This is a genomic window from Xanthobacter autotrophicus, from assembly GCF_030015065.1.
GTDB lineage: Bacteria > Pseudomonadota > Alphaproteobacteria > Rhizobiales > Xanthobacteraceae > Xanthobacter > Xanthobacter autotrophicus_D.
Map to the genome: position 1 here is coordinate 54,255 of NZ_JAIVFN010000003.1, position 20,531 is coordinate 74,785.

General features: G+C 69.1%; 19 protein-coding genes and 1 pseudogene. 6 read left to right on the plus strand and 14 right to left on the minus strand.

Translation table 11 applies throughout. From position 1 onward, the window contains the following. Nucleotides 1–57 precede the first annotated feature (57 nt). On the minus strand, nucleotides 58–891 hold the full coding sequence (locus K9U40_RS01615; protein ID WP_282888513.1) for a crotonase/enoyl-CoA hydratase family protein: 834 nt from the start codon (nucleotides 889–891) through the stop codon (nucleotides 58–60). Nucleotides 892–1,207: 316 nt separating this feature from the next. Continuing rightward, nucleotides 1,208–1,864 carry a TetR/AcrR family transcriptional regulator gene (locus K9U40_RS01620; RefSeq protein WP_282888514.1) on the minus strand — a complete coding sequence of 219 codons (657 nt, stop codon included), beginning with the start codon at nucleotides 1,862–1,864 and terminating at the stop codon, nucleotides 1,208–1,210. Between the two features lie 326 nt (nucleotides 1,865–2,190). Between K9U40_RS01620 and K9U40_RS01625 the strand changes: the two genes are divergently transcribed. Genes K9U40_RS01625 through K9U40_RS01640 form a run of 4 tightly spaced genes read left to right on the plus strand, consistent with a single transcriptional unit; the run spans nucleotide 2,191 to nucleotide 9,125 of the window. Next, a complete protein-coding gene (locus K9U40_RS01625; protein ID WP_282888515.1) occupies nucleotides 2,191–3,327 on the plus strand; it encodes a thiolase family protein in 1,137 nt (378 codons plus the stop codon). Continuing rightward, entirely contained in the window at nucleotides 3,327–5,624 is a 2,298-nt protein-coding gene (locus tag K9U40_RS01630; RefSeq protein ID WP_282888516.1) for a 3-hydroxyacyl-CoA dehydrogenase/enoyl-CoA hydratase family protein, read from the plus strand. The genes K9U40_RS01625 and K9U40_RS01630 overlap by 1 nt, the downstream gene beginning before the upstream one ends. Nucleotides 5,625–5,658: 34 nt before the next feature. Next, nucleotides 5,659–7,416 (plus strand): acyl-CoA dehydrogenase, encoded by a 1,758-nt coding sequence (locus tag K9U40_RS01635; protein ID WP_282888517.1) that lies wholly within the window; start codon nucleotides 5,659–5,661, stop codon nucleotides 7,414–7,416. A 56-nt stretch (nucleotides 7,417–7,472) separates the two neighbouring features. Beyond that, on the plus strand, nucleotides 7,473–9,125 hold the full coding sequence (locus tag K9U40_RS01640; RefSeq protein ID WP_282888518.1) for a long-chain-fatty-acid--CoA ligase: 1,653 nt from the start codon (nucleotides 7,473–7,475) through the stop codon (nucleotides 9,123–9,125). A 197-nt stretch (nucleotides 9,126–9,322) separates the two neighbouring features. Here the strand turns inward: K9U40_RS01640 and K9U40_RS01645 are convergent, their stop codons facing one another. The 12 genes from K9U40_RS01645 to K9U40_RS01700 are packed head-to-tail and all read right to left on the minus strand — an operon-like array spanning nucleotide 9,323 to nucleotide 18,830. Beyond that, nucleotides 9,323–10,165: an alpha/beta fold hydrolase gene (locus K9U40_RS01645; protein WP_282888519.1), complete on the minus strand. Its 843-nt coding sequence runs from the start codon at nucleotides 10,163–10,165 to the stop codon at nucleotides 9,323–9,325. A 43-nt stretch (nucleotides 10,166–10,208) separates the two neighbouring features. Continuing rightward, entirely contained in the window at nucleotides 10,209–11,093 is an 885-nt protein-coding gene (locus K9U40_RS01650; RefSeq protein WP_282888520.1) for an MBL fold metallo-hydrolase, read from the minus strand. A 50-nt stretch (nucleotides 11,094–11,143) separates the two neighbouring features. Further along, nucleotides 11,144–11,761, minus strand: coding sequence for a glutathione S-transferase family protein (locus K9U40_RS01655; protein ID WP_282888521.1), 618 nt, complete (start codon nucleotides 11,759–11,761; stop codon nucleotides 11,144–11,146). Nucleotides 11,762–11,792: 31 nt separating this feature from the next. Continuing rightward, complete coding sequence (locus tag K9U40_RS01660; RefSeq protein WP_282888522.1) at nucleotides 11,793–12,575, minus strand: alpha/beta fold hydrolase; 783 nt, start codon at nucleotides 12,573–12,575, stop codon at nucleotides 11,793–11,795. Further along, nucleotides 12,572–13,048: a nuclear transport factor 2 family protein gene (locus K9U40_RS01665; RefSeq protein ID WP_282888523.1), complete on the minus strand. Its 477-nt coding sequence runs from the start codon at nucleotides 13,046–13,048 to the stop codon at nucleotides 12,572–12,574. The genes K9U40_RS01660 and K9U40_RS01665 overlap by 4 nt, the downstream gene beginning before the upstream one ends. 37 nt (nucleotides 13,049–13,085) lie before the next feature. After that, entirely contained in the window at nucleotides 13,086–13,835 is a 750-nt protein-coding gene (locus tag K9U40_RS01670) for an ABC transporter ATP-binding protein (protein WP_282888524.1), read from the minus strand. Beyond that, nucleotides 13,832–14,584, minus strand: coding sequence for an ABC transporter ATP-binding protein (locus K9U40_RS01675; protein ID WP_282888525.1), 753 nt, complete (start codon nucleotides 14,582–14,584; stop codon nucleotides 13,832–13,834). The genes K9U40_RS01670 and K9U40_RS01675 overlap by 4 nt, the downstream gene beginning before the upstream one ends. After that, on the minus strand, nucleotides 14,581–15,459 hold the full coding sequence (locus tag K9U40_RS01680) for a branched-chain amino acid ABC transporter permease (protein ID WP_282888526.1): 879 nt from the start codon (nucleotides 15,457–15,459) through the stop codon (nucleotides 14,581–14,583). Before K9U40_RS01680 ends, K9U40_RS01675 begins: the two co-directional genes overlap by 4 nt. Further along, nucleotides 15,456–16,325 carry a branched-chain amino acid ABC transporter permease gene (locus tag K9U40_RS01685; RefSeq protein WP_282888527.1) on the minus strand — a complete coding sequence of 290 codons (870 nt, stop codon included), beginning with the start codon at nucleotides 16,323–16,325 and terminating at the stop codon, nucleotides 15,456–15,458. The genes K9U40_RS01680 and K9U40_RS01685 overlap by 4 nt, the downstream gene beginning before the upstream one ends. 3 nt (nucleotides 16,326–16,328) lie before the next feature. After that, entirely contained in the window at nucleotides 16,329–17,441 is a 1,113-nt protein-coding gene (locus tag K9U40_RS01690) for an ABC transporter substrate-binding protein (protein ID WP_282888528.1), read from the minus strand. Nucleotides 17,442–17,485: 44 nt separating this feature from the next. Continuing rightward, nucleotides 17,486–18,157 (minus strand): 3-oxoacid CoA-transferase subunit B, encoded by a 672-nt coding sequence (locus tag K9U40_RS01695; protein WP_282888529.1) that lies wholly within the window; start codon nucleotides 18,155–18,157, stop codon nucleotides 17,486–17,488. After that, nucleotides 18,150–18,830, minus strand: a complete 681-nt coding sequence (locus K9U40_RS01700) for a 3-oxoacid CoA-transferase subunit A (protein ID WP_282888530.1) — start codon at nucleotides 18,828–18,830, stop codon at nucleotides 18,150–18,152. The genes K9U40_RS01695 and K9U40_RS01700 overlap by 8 nt, the downstream gene beginning before the upstream one ends. Nucleotides 18,831–19,215: 385 nt before the next feature. Here K9U40_RS01700 and K9U40_RS01705 point away from each other — a divergent pair, with 385 nt between their 5' ends. Both K9U40_RS01705 and K9U40_RS01710 read left to right on the plus strand, forming a co-directional pair. Continuing rightward, on the plus strand, nucleotides 19,216–20,013 hold the full coding sequence (locus tag K9U40_RS01705) for an IclR family transcriptional regulator domain-containing protein (RefSeq protein WP_282888531.1): 798 nt from the start codon (nucleotides 19,216–19,218) through the stop codon (nucleotides 20,011–20,013). A gap of 133 nt (nucleotides 20,014–20,146) precedes the next feature. Continuing rightward, nucleotides 20,147–20,344: pseudogene (locus tag K9U40_RS01710) on the plus strand (fumarylacetoacetate hydrolase family protein); the annotation flags it as partial. Nucleotides 20,345–20,531 lie beyond the last annotated feature (187 nt).

The following is a 20,531-nucleotide window of genomic DNA, read 5'->3' on the forward strand; positions in this document are numbered from 1 at the left end:
GTTCTCCGGCGCGGCCCTCCTGCCGGTTGATCCGGCGTGATGCTTGGACCGTCCGGATCAGTCCGGGCGGGTCACCTTGGCGGCGCGCTTCTCCAGGAAGGCGCGCACGCGGGTCTTGGCCTCACGATCGCCCTGGGCGACGGCGGAAATGAGGGATTCCATCAGATAGCCCACGCGCGGATCACTGTCGGCGATGCGTGGCAGGGCCTGGATGACGGCGAAATTGGTGAGCGGGGCGTTGCCGCAGATGCGCCGGGCGAGGTCGAGCGCGTGGGCGAAGCCCTCGCCCTCACCCACCAGATATTGCGAGAAGCCGAGGCCGACGCCCTCCGCCGCCGAATAGGAGCGGCCGGTCAGCATCATGTCCGACATGCGGGCGACGCCGATGAGCCTGGGCAGCCGCACCGAGCCACCGCCGCCCACGAAGATGCCGCGCTGCCCCTCGGGCAGGGCATAGAAGGCGGAAGGCTCGGCGACGCGGATGTGGGCGGCGCAGGCGAGCTCAAGCCCCCCGCCGATCACCGCGCCCTTGAGCACCGCCACCACCGGCACGCGGCCGAATTCGATCTTCTCGAAGCAGCGGTGCCAGGCGCGGGAGTGAAACACCCCGTCGGTCACATCCCGCTCGGAGATTTCCGAAAGATCGAGCCCCGCGGAGAAATTGGGGCCGATGCCGTGGATCACCACCGCCCGCACATCGTCGGGAATGGTGGAGAAGCACTCATCCAGGGCCTCGATGGTGGAATCGTTGATGGCATTGCGCTTGGCCTGCCGATCGAGACCCACCATGAGAATGTCGCCGTCCCGCGTCACCACGAGGGGGCCACCCGCATGGCGGTGCAGCGCCCCGTTGAACGCGCTCGCTGCCGGCGCCGATGCCGCCTCGGCCATGGGTTCCTCCTCCCGCGCTTCCATATTTGTTATTGTCTATAACATTTTTCGGAAGTCAACCGCTCCGTGGCGGCGGGCGCATTTTTTGGCGCGTGCGGTCGCGGCGCGGCCATGGACCGCCCTCCAAACTCAAGAAAGAGAACGCGTTGTCCGATCAGCTTGCGATGCAAGCAGATCGGCGCGTGCTCTAGGAACGAGGTTTGAATGCCGGGTGCCGAACACGACTGAAGGCACCGAAGGGCGTGCTCATGCCGAGCGCGAACCGCTCTGGTCACGGCGCAGAACAGGGACGCCGGCCGGGGCGAGGCGCCACCTGTCAGTTCGATCCACCGCGCCCGGCGCGTTGATGGAATATAAAAACTATTTGCTTTGCAATATCCTTAGGCGTCAGACGCCCCTCGCGGTACCACAAGCTGACATTGTTGAGAAGCGTCAGAAGCAGGAGTCTATATATACTACGATCAATATGTGGATTTAAGGGCAGGTCGGCCACGAGATCTGAAAAGATTTTTTCGAAACTGTCGCGCCGAGCGATAAGCTGCTCGCGAACCTCTACAGGGACCGCCTGAAGATCATTCATGAGCGGCATCGTGATGGACTGGGGATCGAGCTGGATCTCCAGCATGGTCACGCACGCTGCCTCCAGGCGATCCCAGGGGTCGCTCTGCGCCTCGATGGCGGCACGGATGCGGTCCCCCGCGACCTCGAGCGCCGTGTCGTGGATGCGCACGAACAGCGCTTCCTTCGACTTGATATAGTGGTAGAGCGACCCCCCGAGCAGGCCGACACGTTCGCCGATCTCGCGCACCGAGGTGGCCGCATAGCCGCGTTCCGCGAACAGGCTCGCGGCGGCCTCCAGCACCTCCCGGTGGCGGGGGCTGAGTTCACCCTGGAACAGCTCGCTCGCGAACTTGTTCTGCCGCGTCTCATCGCCTTTCGCGGCGGTCTTCCTGGCGGCGGTCTTGCGTGACATTCACGTCGTCCCGAGGTCCCGATTCTGGCGCCATGCCGCGACCGGGGACATCCGGTCCACGCCCCTGACTTCGCTTGTCCTGTCTTAGTGCGCCCTTCGCGTCGAGGAAAGCACCCTCGACGCCCCATGCGGCAGCCATTACCGGGTTGCATATTGTACCAATCGTTTGGTACATAGCCAGCCGGCAGGGCAAGCCCGGGGGTTGAGCCGGTCCGGCGCGGCGACGGCCGGAGCGGATCGACCCCCTCCCCCTCGCGGCACGACCTCTTGTTTTTGAACTGCCTCCTGCGAACCCGTGCCGGCGTCCGGCCGGCCAAGGAACGAGCATGGCCCACGCTTTCATCGTCGATTATGCGCGCAGCCCCTTCGCCCCGGCCTACAAGGGCGCCCTCTCCGGCATCCGCCCGGACGACCTCGCCGCCGGTGTCATCTCCACCGTCGTCGGCCGCTCGGGCCTCGATCCGGCGACCCTCGAGGACGTCATCCTCGGCTGCGCCTTCGCGGAGGGCGAGCAGGGCCTCAACATCGCCCGCTGCGCCAGCCTCATCGCCGGCCTGCCGCTGAGCGTCGGCGCCTCGACGGTGAACCGCTGGTGCGGCTCCTCCATGCAGGCGGTGCAGATGGCGGCGGGCGCCATCGCCATGGGCGCGGGCGAGGCCTTCATCGCCGGCGGCATCGAGAGCATGACCAAGGTGCCCATGATGGGCTTCAACCCCATGCCCAATCCGCGCTGGGACGATGCCCTGCGCGCCGCCTTCCTGAACATGGGCCTCACCGCGGAAAATCTCGCCGCCCGTTATGGTATTTCCCGCGAGGCCCAGGACACGTATGCCGCCGCAAGCCAGGACAAGGCCGCCGCGGCCCAGGCCGATGGGCGCCTCGCCACCGAGATCGCCCCGGTGGCGACGCCGGCGGGCACGGTGGACAAGGACGGCTGCGTGCGCGGCGGCACCACCGTCGACAAGCTCGGGACCCTCAAGGCGGTGTTCAAGGCCGGCGGCTCGGTGACGGCGGGCAATTCCTCTCCGCTCACCGATGGCGCCTCGGCCACCCTCATCGTCTCCGAGGACTTCGCCCGCCGGCACAACCTCGCGCCGCTGGCGCGGGTGGCGGGCTATGCGGTGTCCGGCTGCGCGCCAGAGATCATGGGCATCGGCCCGGTGGAGGCCTCCCGCAAGGCCTTGGCCCGCACCGGGATCGCCGCCGCCGACCTCGACGTGATCGAGATGAACGAGGCGTTCGCGGTGCAGGTGCTGGCCTGCTGCGCCGACCTCGACATCGACCCCGCCCGGCTCAACCGGGACGGCGGCGCCATCGCGCTGGGCCATCCGCTGGGCGCCACCGGCGCGCGCCTCGTGGGCAAGGCGGCCCAGCTCCTGAAGCGCGACGGCGGGCGCTACGGCCTCGCCACCCAGTGCATCGGCGGCGGGCAGGGCATCGCCCTCGTGCTGGAGGCCGCGTGATGGGTCCGATCAGGAAGGCCGGCGTCATCGGCGCCGGCGTCATGGGCGCGGGCATTGCGGCGCATCTCGCCAATGCCGGCCTTGAGGTGGTGCTGCTGGACGTGGATGCGGCCACCGCCGCGGCCGCCGTCGCGAAGCAGGTGAAGGGCGGCGGCTTCATGGACGCCGCCTTCGCCGAGCGCGTCATCACCGGCTCGGTGAGCGACCACATGCGGCTGCTGGCCGATGCCGACCTGATCATCGAGGCGGTGGCCGAGCGGCTCGACGTAAAGCAGGACCTCTATGCCCGCATCGAAGCGGTGCGCAAGCCGGGCTCCATCGTCAGCTCGAACACCTCCACCATCCCCCTGTCGGCGCTGGTGGAGGGCCTGCCCGAGCGTTTCGCCGCCGACTTCCTCGTCACCCATTTCTTCAACCCGCCGCGCACCATGCCCCTGCTGGAGCTGGTGGCCGGGCCCCGGACCCGGCCCGAGGCGCTGGAGACGATCCGCGATTTCGGCGACCGCATCCTCGGCAAGAGCGTGGTCGTCTGCCGCGATACCCCCGGCTTCATCGCCAACCGCATCGGCAATTACTGGATGGCCGCCGCGGTGAACGAGGCCATCGCCCTCGGCCTCGACATGGAAGTGGCGGACGCAGCCATCTCGAAGCCCTTCGGCATCCCGAAGACCGGCATTTTCGGGCTCATGGACCTGGTGGGGATCGACCTCATGTCCATGGTCCTGCGCTCCCTGCACGGTGCGCTCCCGTCGTCCGACGCGATGCAGGACTATCCCGCCGAGCCCGCGCTCCTCACCCGTATGGTCGGCGAGAAGCGTCTCGGTCGCAAAAGTGGCGCCGGCTTCGTCAAGCTCTCGGCCGATCGCAAGAGCCGGGAGGTGACCGATCTCGCCACTGGCGAATACCGTCCCCAGAAGGCGGTGGAGAGCGACGCCCTCGATGCCGCGAAAGGCGACGCCCGCACGCTGATGGAGCATGAGGGCGCCGCCGGACGCTATGCCTCGGCGGTGATGGAGAAGGCGCTGGCCTATGCCGCCCGCGTCGCGCCCGAGATCGCCGACGGTCCGGATGCGGTGGATACGGCCATGCGCGGCGGCTATGGCTGGGCGAAGGGGCCGTTCGAGCTCATCGACCAGCTGGGGGCGGGCTGGCTCGTGGCGCGTCTCGAAAAGCGCGGCGTGGCGGTGCCCGATTTTCTCGCCGGAGCGGCTGCCGCGGGCGGCTTCTACGGCATCGAGAACGGCGCGCGCACCTGCCTGCTGCCGGACGGCACCCGCCGCAAGGTCGCGCAGGCCGATGGGGTCGTCACTCTGGCCGCGGCCCAGCTTGCCTCCAGGGCGGTGGAGGACTGGGGCGCGGCCCGGCTGTGGGATCTGGGCGACGGCATCGCCTGTTTCGAGATCCGCAGCAAGATGAACACCTTCGGCGCCCCCGTGCTGGACGCGCTGGAGGCGGCGCTGGCGCGCGTCGAGCGGAGCTTCAAGGGCCTCGTCATCGGCTCCGACGCGCCGCTGTTCAGCGCCGGCGCGGACATCCGGGTATTCCTCGAAACCGTGGAGACGGGCGGGCCTGCCGCCTTCGGCGCGTCCATTGATCGCGGCCACCGCCTGTTCAGGGCGGTGAAGTACGCACCCTTCCCCGTGGTGGGCGCGGCTGCCGGCCTCGCCTTCGGCGGCGGCTGCGAGCTGCTGCTACACTGCCGGGCCATTCAGGCCCATGCGGAGCTCACCATCGGCCTCGTGGAGACGCGCATCGGCGTGGTGCCCGGCTGGGGCGGCTGCAAGGAGATGCTGCTGCGCTTCGCCGAGGGCCATGCGAGCGCGAAGGGACCGGTGGCACCGGCGCTCAGCGCCTTCGGTCTCATCGCGCCCGCAAAGGTCTCCACCAGCGCGTTCGAGGCCCGCCGCCTGGGCTATCTGCGCCCCACCGACGGCATCACCATGAACCGCGACCGCCTGCTCGCCGATGCCAAGGCGAAGGCCCTTGCGCTGGCGGAGGGCTATGCACCGCCCGCCCCGCCAAGCCTCACCCTGTCCGGCCCCTCCGGCGCATCGGCCCTGCGCAACGTGCTGGACACCGAGACCACGGCGGGCCGGCTCACCGCCCATGACCGGGTGGTGGGCGAGGCCCTCATTAGCGTGCTCACCGGCGGCCCCGATGCCGATCCCGCCCGGCCGGTCGGCGAGGACGAGGTGACGGCACTGGAGCGCGCCGCCTTCATCGCGCTGCTCGGCGAGCCGGCCACGCTGGAGCGCATCCGCCACATGCTCGCCACCGGCAAGCCCCTGCGCAACTGATCTTCGAGGCAAGACCCATTTCGAGGTAAGACCCATGGCCACCTATACCGCCCCCGTCGACGACATCGCCTTCCTGCTGACGCGGGTTTTCGACTTCGATGCCACCATGGCCGGCCTGCCCGGCTTCGAGGAGGTGAATGCCGAGCTGGCGGTGAGCGTGCTGGAGGAGGCCGGCAAGTTCGCGGCCGGCGTGCTGGAGCCCCTCAACCGCCCCGGCGACGAGGAGGGCTGCACCCTCGAGAACGGCCTCGTGACAACGCCCAAGGGCGTCGCGGAGGCCTATCGCGCCTTCGCCGAGGCCGGCTGGTGCTCGCTCTCCGGGGATCCCGAATATGGCGGGCAGGGCCTGCCGCGGGTGCTGCAGATCCTGCTCGACGAGATGCTGTCTTCGGCCAATCTCTCCTTCGGCCTGTTCCCCGGCCTCACCCGCGGGGCGGTGGAGGCCATCGGCCATCACGCCGGCGCGGAGCTGAAGGCCACCTATCTGCCCAAGATGATCTCCGGCGAATGGACCGGCGCCATGGCCCTCACCGAGGCCTCCGCCGGCACCGACCTCGGCCTGCTCTCCACCCGTGCCGTGCCGAACGGCGACGGCAGCTTCGCCATCACCGGCACCAAGATCTTCATCTCCTCCGGCGACCAGGATTTCGGCGGCAACGTCATCCATCTGGTGCTCGCCCGCCTGCCGGATGCGCCGAAGGGCGTGAAGGGCATCAGCCTGTTCCTCGCCCCCAAGTTCCTCGTGAATGCGGATGGCAGCCTCGGCGGGCGCAACGGCATGAGCGTGGGCGCGCTGGAGCACAAGATGGGCATCCATGCCCAGCCCACCTGCGTCATGAATTATGATGGCGCCACCGGCTGGCTGGTGGGCGAGCCCGGCCGCGGGCTCAATGCCATGTTCACCATGATGAACGCGGAACGCCTGTTCGTCGGCATCCAGGGCCTCGGCATCGCCGAGGCGGCCAACCAGAAGGCCGTGGCCTATGCCCGGGAGCGCCTGCAGGGCCACGGCGCCGACGGCACGCCCGGCCCCGTCGCCATCATCAACCATCCCGACGTGCGCAAGATGCTGCTCTGCGGTCGCGCCTTCGCCGATGCGGCCCGCGCGCTGGCGGTGTGGACGGCGCTCCAGATGGACATCGCCGACCGCCATCCGGACGAGGCGGTGCGCCGCGAGGCCGATGCGCTGGTGGCGCTGCTGACCCCGGTGGTGAAGGCCGCCTTCACCGATTTCGGCTTCGAGACCGCGGTCGCCTCCCAGCAGGTGCTGGGCGGGCACGGCTACATCCGCGAATGGGGCATGGAGCAATATGTGCGCGACGCGCGCATCGCCCAGATCTACGAAGGCACCAACGGGGTGCAGGCCATGGACCTCGTCACCCGCAAGCTCGGCCTTGAGGGCGGGAAGCTGCCGCAGCGCTTCTTCGGCCTCATCAAGGCGGACCTCGACGCCGCCCTGCCGTCCGCCGGCGCCGCGCTGGTAACGCCGATGGCCGAGGCCCTGGCCCGGCTCGAGGGCGCGACGGCGCGTCTCGCCGCCAATGGCGGCGCGATCGAGGCCGGCGCCGCCGCGACCGACTACCTGCGCCTGTTCGCGCTCGTCGCCTTCGGCTGGATGTGGGTGCGCATGGCCGCCGCCGCAGCGGGACATGCCGCCACCCCGGTGGAGCAGCGCAAGGCCGCCCTCGCGCGCTTCTTCATGGAGCGCATGCTGCCCCAGACGGTGGGCCTCGACGCCGCCCTCGCATACGGCGCGCCCTCGCTTATGGCGCTCCACGCCGACGCCTTCTGACCAGCCACCCGCCAGGCGATCAACAGTCAACAGAAAATCAAAGACGGAGGGAAGCGATGCTCGGAACGATGATGGATGTCCCGCTGCTGTTGTCCTCGATCCTCCGGCATGCGGAAGCCTATCACGGCGACGGCGAGGTGGTTTCGGCGACGGTGGAGGGTGGCCTTCACCGTTACACCTATGGCGAGTTGTCGAAGCGCAGCCGGAAGCTCGCCAACGCCCTCGCCCGCCTGGGCCTGAAGACCGGCGACCGGGTCGGCACCCTTGCCTGGAACGGCTACCGCCACCTGGAGCTCTATTACGGCGTCTCGGGCTCCGGCTTCGTGTGCCACACCATCAATCCGCGCCTGTTCCGCGAGCAGATCGCCTACATCATCGCGCATGCCGGCGACAGCGTGCTGTTCTTCGACCTCACCTTCCTGCCCATCGTGGAAGAGCTGGCGGAGCAGCTGAAGGGGCTCAAAGCCCTGGTGGCCATGACGGACGAGGCGCACATGCCCGTCTCCCAGGTCCTTCCCGGCCTCAAGTGCTACGAGACCCTCATCGCCGGCGAGCCGGATGCGTTCGACTGGCCGACCTTCGGCGAGAATACCGCCTCCGGCCTGTGCTACACCTCCGGCACCACGGGCGACCCCAAGGGCGTGCTGTATTCCCATCGCTCATGCGTTCTGCACGCCATGGCGATCGCCATGCCCGACGCGCTGGGGCTCTCCGCCAGCGACGTCGTCTGCCCCATCGTGCCCATGTTCCATGTCAACGCCTGGGGCCTGCCGTTTGCCGCTCCCATGGTGGGGGCGAAGCTGGTGCTGCCCGGCGCCCATCTCGACGGCGCCAGCCTGCACGCATTGTTCGAGGGCGAGGGCGTCTCCTTCACCGCCGGCGTGCCCACCGTGTGGCTCGGCATGCTCGACTGGATGGACACCCACGCCCGTAGCTTCTCTGCGCTGAAGCGGGTGGTGATCGGCGGCTCGGCCATTCCGCCCATCATGATCAGCCGGTTCCACAACATGGGCGTGCAGGTGCGCCAGGCGTGGGGCATGACGGAAACGAGCCCGGTGGGGCTTTCCGCCGCGCTCAAGCCCAAGCATGCGGCTCTGCCGCCGGAGGAGCGCCTCGCCCTCGAATGCAAGCAGGGCCGGCCGGTGTTCGGCATGGAGTTCCGCGTGGCCGGGGCCGACGGACGGGAGGTGGCGCACGACGGCAGGAGCTTCGGCTCCATGCTGGTCCGCGGCCCCTGGGTGGCGCAGGCCTATTTCAATACTCCGACGAGCCCAGCCCATGCGGACTATCCCGGCTGGTTCGACACCGGCGACGTGGTGACCATGGACCAGGAGGGTTTCATCCAGATCGTCGACCGCACCAAGGACGTGGTGAAATCGGGCGGCGAATGGATCTCCTCCATCGACCTCGAAAACATCGCCCAGGCCCATCCGGCCATCCAGGAGGCCGCCATCGTCGCGCGCCCGGATACGCGCTGGGGCGAGCGGCCGGTGCTGGTGGCGGTGCTGAAGCCGGGCGCCACCTTCTCCCGTGCCGACATGCGCGCCCATTATGAGGGCAAGATCTCCAAATGGTGCATGCCGGACGACGTGGTGATCGTCGCCGAGTTGCCGCACACCGCCACCGGCAAGCTCTCCAAGAAGGCGATCCGCGAACTCATCCTGGAGGAGATCAAAAGTCGCTCACCCGACCTCGGCATCGGCTCCTGAGGAGCCGCGCCGCTCTCGCGTCACGGTCGCGGCGCGTGAACCGCCTCCGGGTGCTGTGAAGGCGGTTTCGTTCGAGTGATGCCGTCAGCTTCTGCTCGTCGAGCAGGTCGCAGCCGTCCAACGGCGGGCGGAACTCCCGGCTGGGGTCCCGACCGCCAGGGCGTGCATTCAGCTGCGACGCGGGCGTGCCCGGACCGTCAGGGCTTCAGGGCTTTCGCCCAGGCTGCGATGGCCGCGACCACGGCATCCGGCTGCTCGGGGATGAGCGCATGACTGGCGTTATCCACCGTCGCGATCGTCACCCTGTCGCCGAACTCCGCCTTGATGTCGTTCGCAGTGGAGCGGGGGCGGAAGGGATCCTGCAGCGCCTGCAGGTCAAGCAACGGCGCCGTCCCGCCGGACCACCACTCGTTCTCCTTCGGCGCGGCGATGATGGGACGCTGGTAGGCCGCCATCTTGGGATGCCAGCCCTTGAGCCAGATCGAGGCATCGTTGCCCGGGGCGAAGAAGGCGACCTTGAGCGCCGCGATCCGCTGCGCGTCCGGCAGGGTGACGTTGCCGGCATCCCGCAGAGAGACCAGGAGTTCCTTTGGATAATTCTTGGCCGCGGCCGCCACGATGACCACGCCGCGCACGAGATTGGGATGATCCACCGCGGTCATGCGCGCCACCCAGTTGCCGAAGGCATGGCCCGCCACGATGGCCCGCCCGTCGCGCGCGTTCTCGATGGCGAGAGCCACGTCGTTGGCGAGGTCGTGCAGCGTGATGCCCTCGGTGGGGCCGGAGCTGGCGCCCGCCCCGCGCGGCTGGGGCCGCAGCACGCGGAAGCCGGCCTTGGCGAGACCTTCGGCAACCGCGTCATAATCCTCGGAATCGCGCGCGGATGACGGGAGCAGGACCATCAGCGGCCCCCGCCCCTCGTCGATCACGTCCACGGTCACGTCCCCGCGCTGGACCGTGTAGCGATGGCGGACATCCGCGGCCTCGGCCGCGCACGCCCACCCCGCGGCGAGCGCCATCGCCGCGACAAAAATCTTCATGTTTTCCTCCCTTTGGGTTTCCGGCCTTATCTCCGGCCCAGGTTCACCACGCCGCCGGCTCGAAGGCGTAGCCCTCGCCCTGGCGGCGGATGTAGCCGCAGTGGGGCGCGCCGAAATGCATGGGCATCACCAGCGTGCCGCGTTCGGCCTCCCGCTCCAGCAGGGCCGCGCGGGTGCGCCGGGCCACATCCGGCAGCGCGCAGTAAGTCGTGTTGAGGGTGGGATCGACGATCTGCACCGGGCTGTGCATCACGTCGCCGCTGAACAGGCCCTCCTCGCCCCGCGAGCGGATGCGGTAGGTCTGGTGGCCAACGGAGTGCCCCGGCGCGGCCTCGATGGAGAGCACGTCGGCGATCTCGCCATGATCGGGGATGAAATCGGCAAGACCGGCCTCCACAACGGGGCGGACGCTGTCCTCGAACGAGGCATCAATGATGGGATCGGCGGCCTTCGCGAGCGCCTCCCCATAGTGATCGTATTCGAGCTTCGGCATGAGGTAGCGGGCATTGGGAAAGGTCGGCGTCCAGCGCCCGTCGGCGGACAGCACCGTGTTCCAGCCCACATGGTCGCTGTGCAGGTGGGTGTGGACCACGTGCGTGACCTTGTCGGGCGCGGCGCCGGCCGCCTCCAGCCAGGGCAGCACCAGGCCGTTGAGCTGGTTCATGCGCGCCGCGGCGCGGGGCTTGCGGTTGCCGACACCGGTATCAATGACGATCACGTTGCCGCCGGCATGCACGATCCAGAGCTGGATGGTGACGATGAGCCGGTTCATGTGCGGCACATAATGGTGCGGGGCGAGCCAGCCCGCATTGTCCGTCAGCAGGCCGGGCGCCATGTTCGGGAACAGGAAGGCCGGATCATGGGTGGGGGCGGCGTATTCCAGAAGGCGGGTGACGCGAACTTCCCCCACCATGCGCGATTGAATCATGGGATCCTCGATCGTTCGGGGCCGGCATGCGGACGGGTCGGGCGGATGGCTCAGGAATCGTCCACCACCGGATTGGCCCGCACCGAAGGCCGCTCCAGGAAGCCCGCATGCCAGGCCGCCAGCGCCGGCCGGCCGTTGCGCCACTCCAGGAAGGGGAAGCGGAAGTCGAGATAGCCGAGCGCCGTGCCGATGGTGAGGTGGCCGATGTCGAACGGGCGGTCGGCCAGCAGCGCCACATCGGCCTCGAGGCGGGCGAGCACCCGCTCCGCCTTGCGGGCGTTGGCGGTGACGAGATCGGCCGACTGCATCCCCTCGCCGCGCCAGCGCTCGATGAGCCACATCAGGCCGAGGTCCATCAGCCCGTCGCCGAGCGCCTCGTTGCGCAGGGCGATGAGACGCTCCGGCCAGGCGGCGGGGAACAGGCGCGGCCCCGCGTGCAGGGTGTCGAGATACTCGCAGATGACGTGGGAGTCATAGACCGCCGTGCCGTCGTCGAGCACGAGCGTGGGCAGCTTGCTGAGCGGGTTGTCGTCCATGAGCTCCTCATGGGCCTTGAACGGCGAGGCCACCGTGCGCACGCAGGTGACCTGATCCTCAAGGCCCATCTCGTGGATGGCGATCATCGCCTTGCGCACGAACGGGGAGCGGGGGGACCAATGCATCTTCATGGGGGATGGGCTTCCGGTTGTCGGCACCGCCTCACGCGGCGCGCCAGAACGCATGGAGCTCGCGCGCGACCGGCGCAGGCGATTGATGGGCCATCACATGCCCGCTCGGCACCACCGCGAAGCGCGCGCCGGGGATGGCGGCCGCGGCCGCGGCGATGAGCTCGGGCGGGCGCAGCGGGTCGCGCGCCCCGGCGAGCAGCAGCGCCGGGCAGCGCACCGCGCCGAGCGCCGGTTCAGATTGGAGCCCCGCAAGCATGCGATAGGTGGCGGCATAGCTCGACGGATCGTTGCCGAGCCACCGCGCGCGATAGGCGGGAAAGCGGGCTTCGTCGCGCAGCGCCGCCGGATAGGTGAGGTCAAGCTCGCCATCGGCGATGGCGGCCATGCCGCCCTCCTCCAGCATGTCCGCACGCGCGCGCACCGTCTCCCGCCGCTCGGACGCGATGCCGAGGGCCGGCCCCATGAGCGCGATCCGCCGCACCCGGCCGGGATGGCGCGCCGCCGCATGCAGCGCCACCGCGCCGCCCACCGCCATGCCACACAGGTCCACCGGCTCGCGCATGGACAGGGCGTCGAGCAACGCGATCAGGTCCGCCACCAGCACATCCATGGCGCCCGACCCGCGCAGCTTGGAGGCGTCGCCGAACCCGCGCATGTCGTAGCGCAGCACCGTGCGCCCCTCCCCCACCAGGGGCAGCAGCGGCGCCCAGCTCTCCAGCGATCCGCCCATCTCGTGGATCAGGACCAGCGGAAGCGGCCCGTCACCCTCGTGGACGTAGCGCGTGCCGCCGCCATTGATCTCGATCCAGTTCATTCCGCCGCCCTCGCCGCCGGCGCACGACCCGGGAACGGCCGCCCGGCCCAGCCCTCGCTGAGCGGCGAGAGGAAGTAGAAGGCGATCTTGCGCGAGGCGAAGCGCCAGCGCCCGTCCACGCGCCGCATCACGTCGTCATAGTGGCCGGCGGAGACGAAGGAGACACCGTCCGTGACGGAGAGATACTCCATGGAGATGCGGCCGGTGGCGACGTCGCCGTCGATCTCCACCGTGCCGTTGGTGCAGAAGTGCCAGAAGTCCTCTGCCAGCTTCGGTACGCGCTCGCTGAAGAAGGCGTGCAGCGCGTCGTGGCCGCTCACCGCCTCCAGCCCCTCGAACACGCCGTCCGGCGTGAAGAGCGCGACGAACTCGTCCCACCTGCGCTCGTCGAGCATGTGGCAGTAGTGGGCCCGGAGCTGCGCGATCTCCAGCTGGTCCTCGATGAGCCGGAGCCGTTGCTCGATGGTCTTCATGTCGTCCCTCCCAGGGCTCGTCTGTCGTGGCTTCGGCTCAGAAGAGCGTCAGCAGCTTGGCGCGGTCGGCGAGATCCGCAGGCGTGCCCTCGTAGATCATCACCCCGGACTTCATGGCCACCACCCGGTCGGAGACGGCAAAGGCCTCGCCCACGTTCTGCTCCACCAGCAGGATGGACATGCCGCGGCGCTGCTGGATGGCGCGGATGGGCGCCATGAGGTCCTGGAACAGCTTGGGCGCGAGGCCGATGGAGGGCTCGTCCAGCAGCAGGATGCCGGGGCGAGAGAGCAGCGCCCGGCCGATGGAGACCATCTGCTGCTGCCCGCCGGAGAGCTGGCCGGCGCGCTTCAGCCAGAAATCCTTAAGCTTTGGAAGCAGCTCCAGCACCTCGTCGATGCGGGCGCGGCCCTCGCCGGCGCCGAGGCTTGCGGACCACAGGGCCAGGGTGAAGATCTCCTTCACCGTGAGACCGGGAAACACGCCCCGGCCCTCGGGCACATAGGCCACGCCATCGCGCGCCATGAAGCTTGGATGGGGTTTCAGTGCGCGCCCGCGCAGCACCACCTCGCCGGTGTCCGGGGGGTGCAGCCCGAACAGGATCTTGAGCAACGTGGACTTGCCGGCGCCATTGTGCCCGACGAGGCACAGCACCTCCCCGGCGGCGAGCGCGAGATCGACGCCGCTCAGCACCTCCCGCCCGGCATAGGAAGCGCGCAGGCCGCGCACGGCCAGGGCCGGCGCCGGGACGGCGGGGGTATCGCGAAGGGCGGAGACGGCCATGTTCATTCCCTGCGCTCCCCGAAATAGATGGCGATGAGCTCGGCATCGCCCAGGATCTGGTCGGGCCTGCCCTCGGCGAGCTTGCGGCCCTGGTCGAGGAAGGCGATGCGGTCGGCGAGCTCGGTGACGATGTCGAGATTGTGCTCGATGAGGCAGACGGTGACGCCAGCCGCGGTCGCGTCCCTCACCAGCTTCACGAAGCGGGCGCGGGAGGCCGGGTCGAGCCCCGAGGCCGGCTCGTCGAGCAGCCAGATGGGCGCGCCGGTGGCAATGATGCGCGCCATGGAGAGAAACTTCGTCTCGGCATAGGAGAGGTCGATGGCCCGCGTGCCGGCGAGCTCGGCAAGCCCCGTGGCGTCGAGCGCACGCTCCACCTGGAGCCGCCGCGCCGCCGCGCCGGAGCTGCCGCCCGGCTGCCACAGCCAGGGCGTCGGCTCGATGGCGGACAGCACGTTGTCGTAGACGCTCATGGAGCCGAACAGGCGCAGGTCCTGGAAGCTGCGGGCGATGCCCTTCAGCGCCACCCGGTGCGGCTTGAGGCCGAGGATGGAGGCGCCCTTCAGCTCCACCGCTCCCCGGTCGGGCACGAGATGGCCGGTGATGAGGTTGAACAGGGTGGTCTTACCGGCGCCGTTGGGGCCGGCAAGGGCCGTGACGACCCCCTGGTGCAGCTCCAGCGTCACATCCTGGACCGCGGCGTTCCCGCCGAAGCTGCGCGAGATTCCGCGGGCGGAGAGCAGGACGGGCGTGTTCATCGTGCCCCCCGCGACAGGCCCACGATGCCGCTCGGACGGAAGATCATCAGCGCCGTCATGAGGGCTCCATAGATGAACTGCTGCACGGTGCCGATCTCCGTGGCGGGGATGAAGGGCAGGAAGGAGAGCGCCGCCGGCAGGCTGAGCAAGGCGATGACGCCGACCAGCGGCCCCGTGAGGGTGCCGGCGCCGCCGATGATGACCATCGCCATCAGCACGACGGACTGCTCCAGGGTGAAGCTCTCCACGTTCACGAACGCCATATGGAAGGCGAACAGCGCGCCGGCGATGCCCACGAAGAAGCAGCCGACGACCACCACCAGCGTCTTCAGGGCCCGCACGTCCTTGCCGAAGGCCTCGGCCGCGCTCTCGCTGTCGCGCAGCGCCATCAGCGAACGGCCGAAGCTGCCGCGCATCAAGGTCCGCACCACAGCGAGCGTGACAGCGAGGCAGGCCAGCGCCAGCACGAGGAAGGCATCGGGCGAGGCCACGTCGAAGCCGAGGATCCGCGCCGGCGGAATGCCGACGAGGCCGCCGACGCCGCCGGTCAGGCTGTGAGCCTCGGCGAAGATGGTGCTCGCCATCATCTGCAGCCCGAGCGAGGCGGCGACGAAATACTCGCCGCGTACCCGCAGCGCCGGCAAGGCGAGACAGAGCGACAGGGCCCCCGCCACCACCGCGGCGGCGAGCGCCGCCACCAGGAAGTCGGGGCTTACGGTGAGCGCCACCTGCGCGGCCACATAGGCGCCGATGCCGAAAAACATGGCATGGGCGATGGAGAAGATGCCGGCATAGCCGATCAGCAGGTTCAGGCTGGTGGCGGCGATGCCGAAGATGGCGATCAGCGTCGCCAGATTGACGAGATAGGCGATCATCGCGCGCCCGCCCTCCCCATGAGCCCGTTGGGGCGGAACAGGATGAAGGCGAACAGGACCACGAAGCTGGCGGCCTGGCTCCACTGGGTATCCACCACGCTCACCACGAGGTTCTCGACCAGGCCGAGGAACAGCCCCGCCAGCGCGGCGCCCCGGATGGAGCCGATGCCGCCGACCACCGTGGCCGCCAGCGACACCAGCATCACATGGGCGCTGTCCGCCGGCTGGATGCCGGTGGTGACCGTGGTGAGGATGGCGCCCGGCACGGCGAGGGCCGAGCCGAGCACGAAGGCGAGCGCGGAAAGGCGCCGCGCCGAGAGACCGTAGGCCCGCAGCAGCTCCGGGTTCTCGGACAGCGCCCGCAGGCCGAGGCCGGCGTGGGTCCGCTCCAGGAACAGGCTGACCGCCGCAAACACCACGACCACCACCGCGAGCGCCACCCAGAACACCGGAGCGATGTACAGCCCCGGCAGCACCTCGGCCGCCCGCGTCAGCGGCACCGAGATGGTGGCAAAGCCGCCGCCGAAGAAGAACTGGATCAGCGCCTGCATGGCGATGCCGGCGCCGAAGGAGGCCACGAACACCGTGAAGAAGGAGCCTTCGTGCTTCTGGATCGGCCGGTAGACCAGCGCATCCATGAACAGGCCGAAGGCGACCGCCAACAGCAGCGCGACCCCGCTCGCCAGCGACCAGTGCAGCCCCAGCTGCACCGCCTCGAGGAAGGCGTAGCCGGCCAGGATGAAGGTGGCGCCGTGGGCCACATGGAAGACGCGGGTGGCGCCGAAGATCAGCGCGAAGCCCGCGGCGGTCAGTGCGTAGAGCATTCCGGTCTGGATGCCCGCCACCGCCAGCTGGGTCAGGAGCATGGGTCAGCTCGCCTTCTCGAACTTGCCGTTCTGCACGCGGTTGAGCTGGGTCGGCATATCGATGGCGCCGGTTGCGGAGAAGCGCGCCTTGCCGCCGACAAGATCGAAGGTGCCGGAGCCGATCGCCTCCCTCAGCGTGTCGCCGGTGACCGGCTTGCCCTCCTTCTCCAGCCGCTCGAGCACCTGGGTGTAGAGCAGCACGGCGTTGTAGTAGTTCTGCGCGTAGGTGCTGGGATTGTCCTTGTACCTGGCGCGCCAGCCGTCCACGAAGCGGCGTGTGAGGGGGTCTGCGGCATCCCAGTCGGCCACCTGCGAGGTGAAGAGAATGCCCTCGGACTCCGGCAGCGCCGCCACCGAGGGCGTTCCCCCCACCGAATAGGTCATGATCGGCTGGGTCATGCCGTTGTCCCGCAGCTGCTTGAAGATCTGGGTCTGCTGGGTGCCGTAGGACGCCACGTAGACGAGGTCGGGCCGGGCCTCGCGGATCTTGGCGATCATGGCGGAGAACTGCTGGGCCGAGGGCGCGGCGCTGAACTCGCCCACCAGCGAGGCGCCGATGGCGGGCAATCCCTCCTGCAGCCCCTTGCGCAGGGCGTTGCCGAGCGGATCGTCGAGGTAGATGAGGGCCACGCGCTTGATGGCATTGCGCTTCATCCAGTCGAACGCGGTCGGCAGCTCCTGGTTGGCAAGGGGGATGATGTTCCAGAAATAGGGGGAGAGGCCCGCGAGGTCGGGACCCACCCCGCCGCCGTTCACCATCAGAACCTTGGCGCGCGTGGCGATGGGCTCGGCCGCCTTGGCGACGCCGGTGAGGCCAACCAGCACATAGGGCGCGCGATCCACGTTGGCGAGCTTCGACATGCCCACCGCCCCGCCCTGCGGCGTGCTCTGGCTGTCCTGCGCCTTGAGCACGATGGGCCTGGCGAGGCGCCTGTCGGCGGCCACGTGCTCAAGCCCCAGCGCGGTCGCGTTGGCGTAGATCGAGCCGAGCTCCGACAGGAGGCCGGTCATGGGGAACAGGGTGCCGAGCACGTAGGGCTCGTTTTCGGCGCGCAGCGCCGCGGGCAAGGCCGTGCTCGCCAGGATTCCGGCGAGCATGGAACGACGGGTGATCATCTTGGCTTCCTCCCTGAGGGACGCTGTTGGTCGCGTTTCTTCGTTCACACAAGAATTGGAGCTGCGGTCACGGCCTGAAGTTCCGCAGCGGTCAGTCCTGCCACGAGTTCAACCAGCCTGAAGCCCTGCGGGGTCACGTCCAGCACCGCTAGATTGGTGTAGATGCGGGACACAACCCCGAGTGCCGTGAGGGGATAGGCGCAACTTTCCACCAGGCGCGGCTCGCCCTCCCGGGTGGTGTGCTCCATCATCACCCACACCCTGCGGGCGCCGAGCGCGAGATCCATGGCGCCGCCCACCGCCGGAGCGGCGTCGTTGCTGGAGGTGGCCCAGTTGGCGATATCCCCGTTTGCGGCCACCTGGAACGCGCCGAGGACGCACAGGTCGAGGTGCCGCCCGCGGATCATGGCGAAGCTGTCGGCCTGGTGCAGCAGGGCGGCGCCCTTCAGGAGGGTCACGTGCTGCTTGCCGGCATTGATGAGATAGGGGTCGATCATCCCCTCGTCCGGCGCCGGCCCGAAGCCGAGCAGGCCGTTCTCGGACTGGAAGATGACCTCCCGGTCCGCCGGGACGTGGTTGGCGATGAGGGTCGGAATGCCGATGCCGAGATTCACGTACCAGCCGTCGGCGATATCGGCGGCGGCGCGGCGCGCCATCTCCTCGCGCGAGCGGGGGCGGCAGGGGCCCGCCTCGGCGGACAGGATGTCGTCACGCATGGGCGGCCTCCGCCGGATGATGCACGATGCGGTCCACATAGATGCCGGGCGTCACGATCACTTCCGGGTCGAGCTCGCCCAGCTGTGCGGTGTGCTCCACCTGCGCGATGGTGAGCGCGGCGGCCGGCGCCATGACCGGATTGAAGTTCCGGCCTGAGCCGCGATAGGTGAGGTTGCCCCAGCGGTCCGCCGTCCACGCCTGGATGAGCGCCACGTCGCCGTGCAGCGCGTGCTCCAGAACACAGTCGCGCGCGCCGAGGCGGCGCGTCTCCTTGCCATCGACGAGGCGGGTGCCCGCCCCCGTGGGGGTGAAGAAGGCGGGGATGCCGGCGCCGGCGGCCCGCAGCCGCTCCGCGAGGGTGCCCTGCGGCACCAGCTCCAGCTCCAGCCTGCCGGATTTGTACAGCTCCTCGAAGATGACCGAGCCGGGAATGCGCGGATAGCTGCACACGAGCCGCCGCACCCGTCCGGCCGCCAGCAGCCGCGCCAGGCCCACCTGGCCGTAGCCCGCATTGTTGGCGACCACCGTGAGGGCGGACGCCCCCTGCGCGATGAGCCCCTCGATGAGCAGGTCCGGCTGCCCCACGGCGCCGAAGCCACCCACCAGGATGGTCGCCCCGTCCTTTACCCCCGCCAGCGCCTCCGCGACCGAGGGAACGAATTTGTCGATCATGACCTCCCACCCACCTTCGTCGGCCGACGGCATCGCGGCGCCGCTGTCCCGATCTTCGATTTGTCCGTGTACCGGACATTTGTCCGAATAGTAGAGCGACATGCCGCGACCGTGTCAAGCCGGTCGTCTCGCAGCGCGATAGCCGGAACGGGCCGATGCCTCGCGATCGCGGGGCGGCGCCCCACGGGCGGGCACCATGACTGCGGATTGAATGGCCGCCGGTGTCCGTCAATTGGACAGACGTCCGTATGCTGATCTAGATTGCACCGGGTTGGGGATTGGGAATTCGACCCGCGGAAAACGCCGGCGCAGAATCTCCGCCGAGCGGCGGGGCGGCGCCCGCATCCAACGTGGGCCAGCCCGCGGATTTTGAAAAGAGCTGCTCGTGATCAAGAAGGTCTCGGAAGACGACAAGCGTGGCCCGGAATTCGTCACCGCGCTGGAGCGCGGCCTGAACGTTCTCGCGGCCTTCGGGCGCGCGCCGTGCCGGATGACGCTCACGCAGGTCGCCGAGCTCACCGATCTCAGCCGCGGGACGGCGCGCCGCTTCCTCCTGACGCTGCAGGCGCTCAACTACGTGGACAGCGACGGCAAGCTGTTCTGGCTGACGCCGAAGGTGCTGCAATTCTCCAGTGCCTACCTGACCGCGTTCGGCGTCTCTGAAGCCGGCCGCAGCGTCATCCGTCGCCTGACCGAGCACATCGGCGAATCCTCCTCCATGGCGGTCCTGGACGGACATGACGTGGTTTATGTGGCGCGGGTGGAGACCCGGCGCATCTTCTCGTCCGGGATCGAGGTCGGCTCGCGTCTGCCGGCCTTCTGCTCATCCCTCGGACGGGTGCTGCTCGCAGGGCTCGGCGATGCCGAGCTGGACCGCTGGCTGGCAGAGGAAACCTTCGCCGCCCCCTCCCCGCGCAGCATCACCGATCCGCAGAAGGTCCGCCAGAAGGTGCTGGAGGCACGGCGCCTCCAGTACGCCATCATCGACGGCGAGATGGAGGTGGGCGTGCGCTCCATCGCCGTGCCGATCCATGACCGCGCCGGGCGCACCGTGGCCGCCCTCAACATCGGCACCACCGCCGCGCGCGTCTCCCTCGACCACATGCGCAAGGTCTTCCTCCCCGCCCTGCGGGAGGCCGCCCGCGAGGTGGAGCGGACCATGCGCGACTGGACGCAGCCCTAGTGGATCAACCGAAACGGATGGTACCCATCCGTTTCGAAAAGTTGACCCCCCAGATCAAAGAGTTGTGGTTCGACCTGCGCGCGACAGATGGGTTCCATCTGTCGCGCGCAGGTCGAACCACTAGGAGCTTGAGCTGGGGGTCTTCATCGGCGCCGGCAACGGGCTGGGCGAACCCATTCCCATCGCCGCGGCCGGCAGTCGCATTGCCGGCTTCCGCCAGCTCAACGACTGGTCCGCCCGCGACGTGCAGGCGTGGGAGTATCAGCCTTTGGGCCCGTTCCTGGCCAAGGACTTCATTTCCACCCTGTCGCCCTGGGTGGTCACCCCGGAAGCCCTGGCCCCGTTCCGCATCTCCCGGCCGGCGCGGCCGGAGGGCGATCCCGCGCCCCTGCCCTATCTCCTCGACGCCGCCGACCAGGCACAAGGCGCCATCGACATCTCGCTGGAGGTGCTGCTCGAAACCGAAGGCCTGAAGGCGAAGGGGCAGCCGGACAGTCCCGTTGGCTCGTCACCGGGGC

Coding starts and splice junctions, on each gene's coding strand:
- K9U40_RS01615 (WP_282888513.1), bottom strand. CDS start 891: ATGGCCGAGGCGGCATCGGCGCCGGCAGCGAGCGCGTTCAACGGGGCG.
- K9U40_RS01620 (WP_282888514.1), bottom strand. CDS start 1,864: ATGTCACGCAAGACCGCCGCCAGGAAGACCGCCGCGAAAGGCGATGAG.
- K9U40_RS01625 (WP_282888515.1), top strand. CDS start 2,191: ATGGCCCACGCTTTCATCGTCGATTATGCGCGCAGCCCCTTCGCCCCG.
- K9U40_RS01630 (WP_282888516.1), top strand. CDS start 3,327: ATGGGTCCGATCAGGAAGGCCGGCGTCATCGGCGCCGGCGTCATGGGC.
- K9U40_RS01635 (WP_282888517.1), top strand. CDS start 5,659: ATGGCCACCTATACCGCCCCCGTCGACGACATCGCCTTCCTGCTGACG.
- K9U40_RS01640 (WP_282888518.1), top strand. CDS start 7,473: ATGCTCGGAACGATGATGGATGTCCCGCTGCTGTTGTCCTCGATCCTC.
- K9U40_RS01645 (WP_282888519.1), bottom strand. CDS start 10,165: ATGAAGATTTTTGTCGCGGCGATGGCGCTCGCCGCGGGGTGGGCGTGC.
- K9U40_RS01650 (WP_282888520.1), bottom strand. CDS start 11,093: ATGATTCAATCGCGCATGGTGGGGGAAGTTCGCGTCACCCGCCTTCTG.
- K9U40_RS01655 (WP_282888521.1), bottom strand. CDS start 11,761: ATGAAGATGCATTGGTCCCCCCGCTCCCCGTTCGTGCGCAAGGCGATG.
- K9U40_RS01660 (WP_282888522.1), bottom strand. CDS start 12,575: ATGAACTGGATCGAGATCAATGGCGGCGGCACGCGCTACGTCCACGAG.
- K9U40_RS01665 (WP_282888523.1), bottom strand. CDS start 13,048: ATGAAGACCATCGAGCAACGGCTCCGGCTCATCGAGGACCAGCTGGAG.
- K9U40_RS01670 (WP_282888524.1), bottom strand. CDS start 13,835: ATGAACATGGCCGTCTCCGCCCTTCGCGATACCCCCGCCGTCCCGGCG.
- K9U40_RS01675 (WP_282888525.1), bottom strand. CDS start 14,584: ATGAACACGCCCGTCCTGCTCTCCGCCCGCGGAATCTCGCGCAGCTTC.
- K9U40_RS01680 (WP_282888526.1), bottom strand. CDS start 15,459: ATGATCGCCTATCTCGTCAATCTGGCGACGCTGATCGCCATCTTCGGC.
- K9U40_RS01685 (WP_282888527.1), bottom strand. CDS start 16,325: ATGCTCCTGACCCAGCTGGCGGTGGCGGGCATCCAGACCGGAATGCTC.
- K9U40_RS01690 (WP_282888528.1), bottom strand. CDS start 17,441: ATGATCACCCGTCGTTCCATGCTCGCCGGAATCCTGGCGAGCACGGCC.
- K9U40_RS01695 (WP_282888529.1), bottom strand. CDS start 18,157: ATGCGTGACGACATCCTGTCCGCCGAGGCGGGCCCCTGCCGCCCCCGC.
- K9U40_RS01700 (WP_282888530.1), bottom strand. CDS start 18,830: ATGATCGACAAATTCGTTCCCTCGGTCGCGGAGGCGCTGGCGGGGGTA.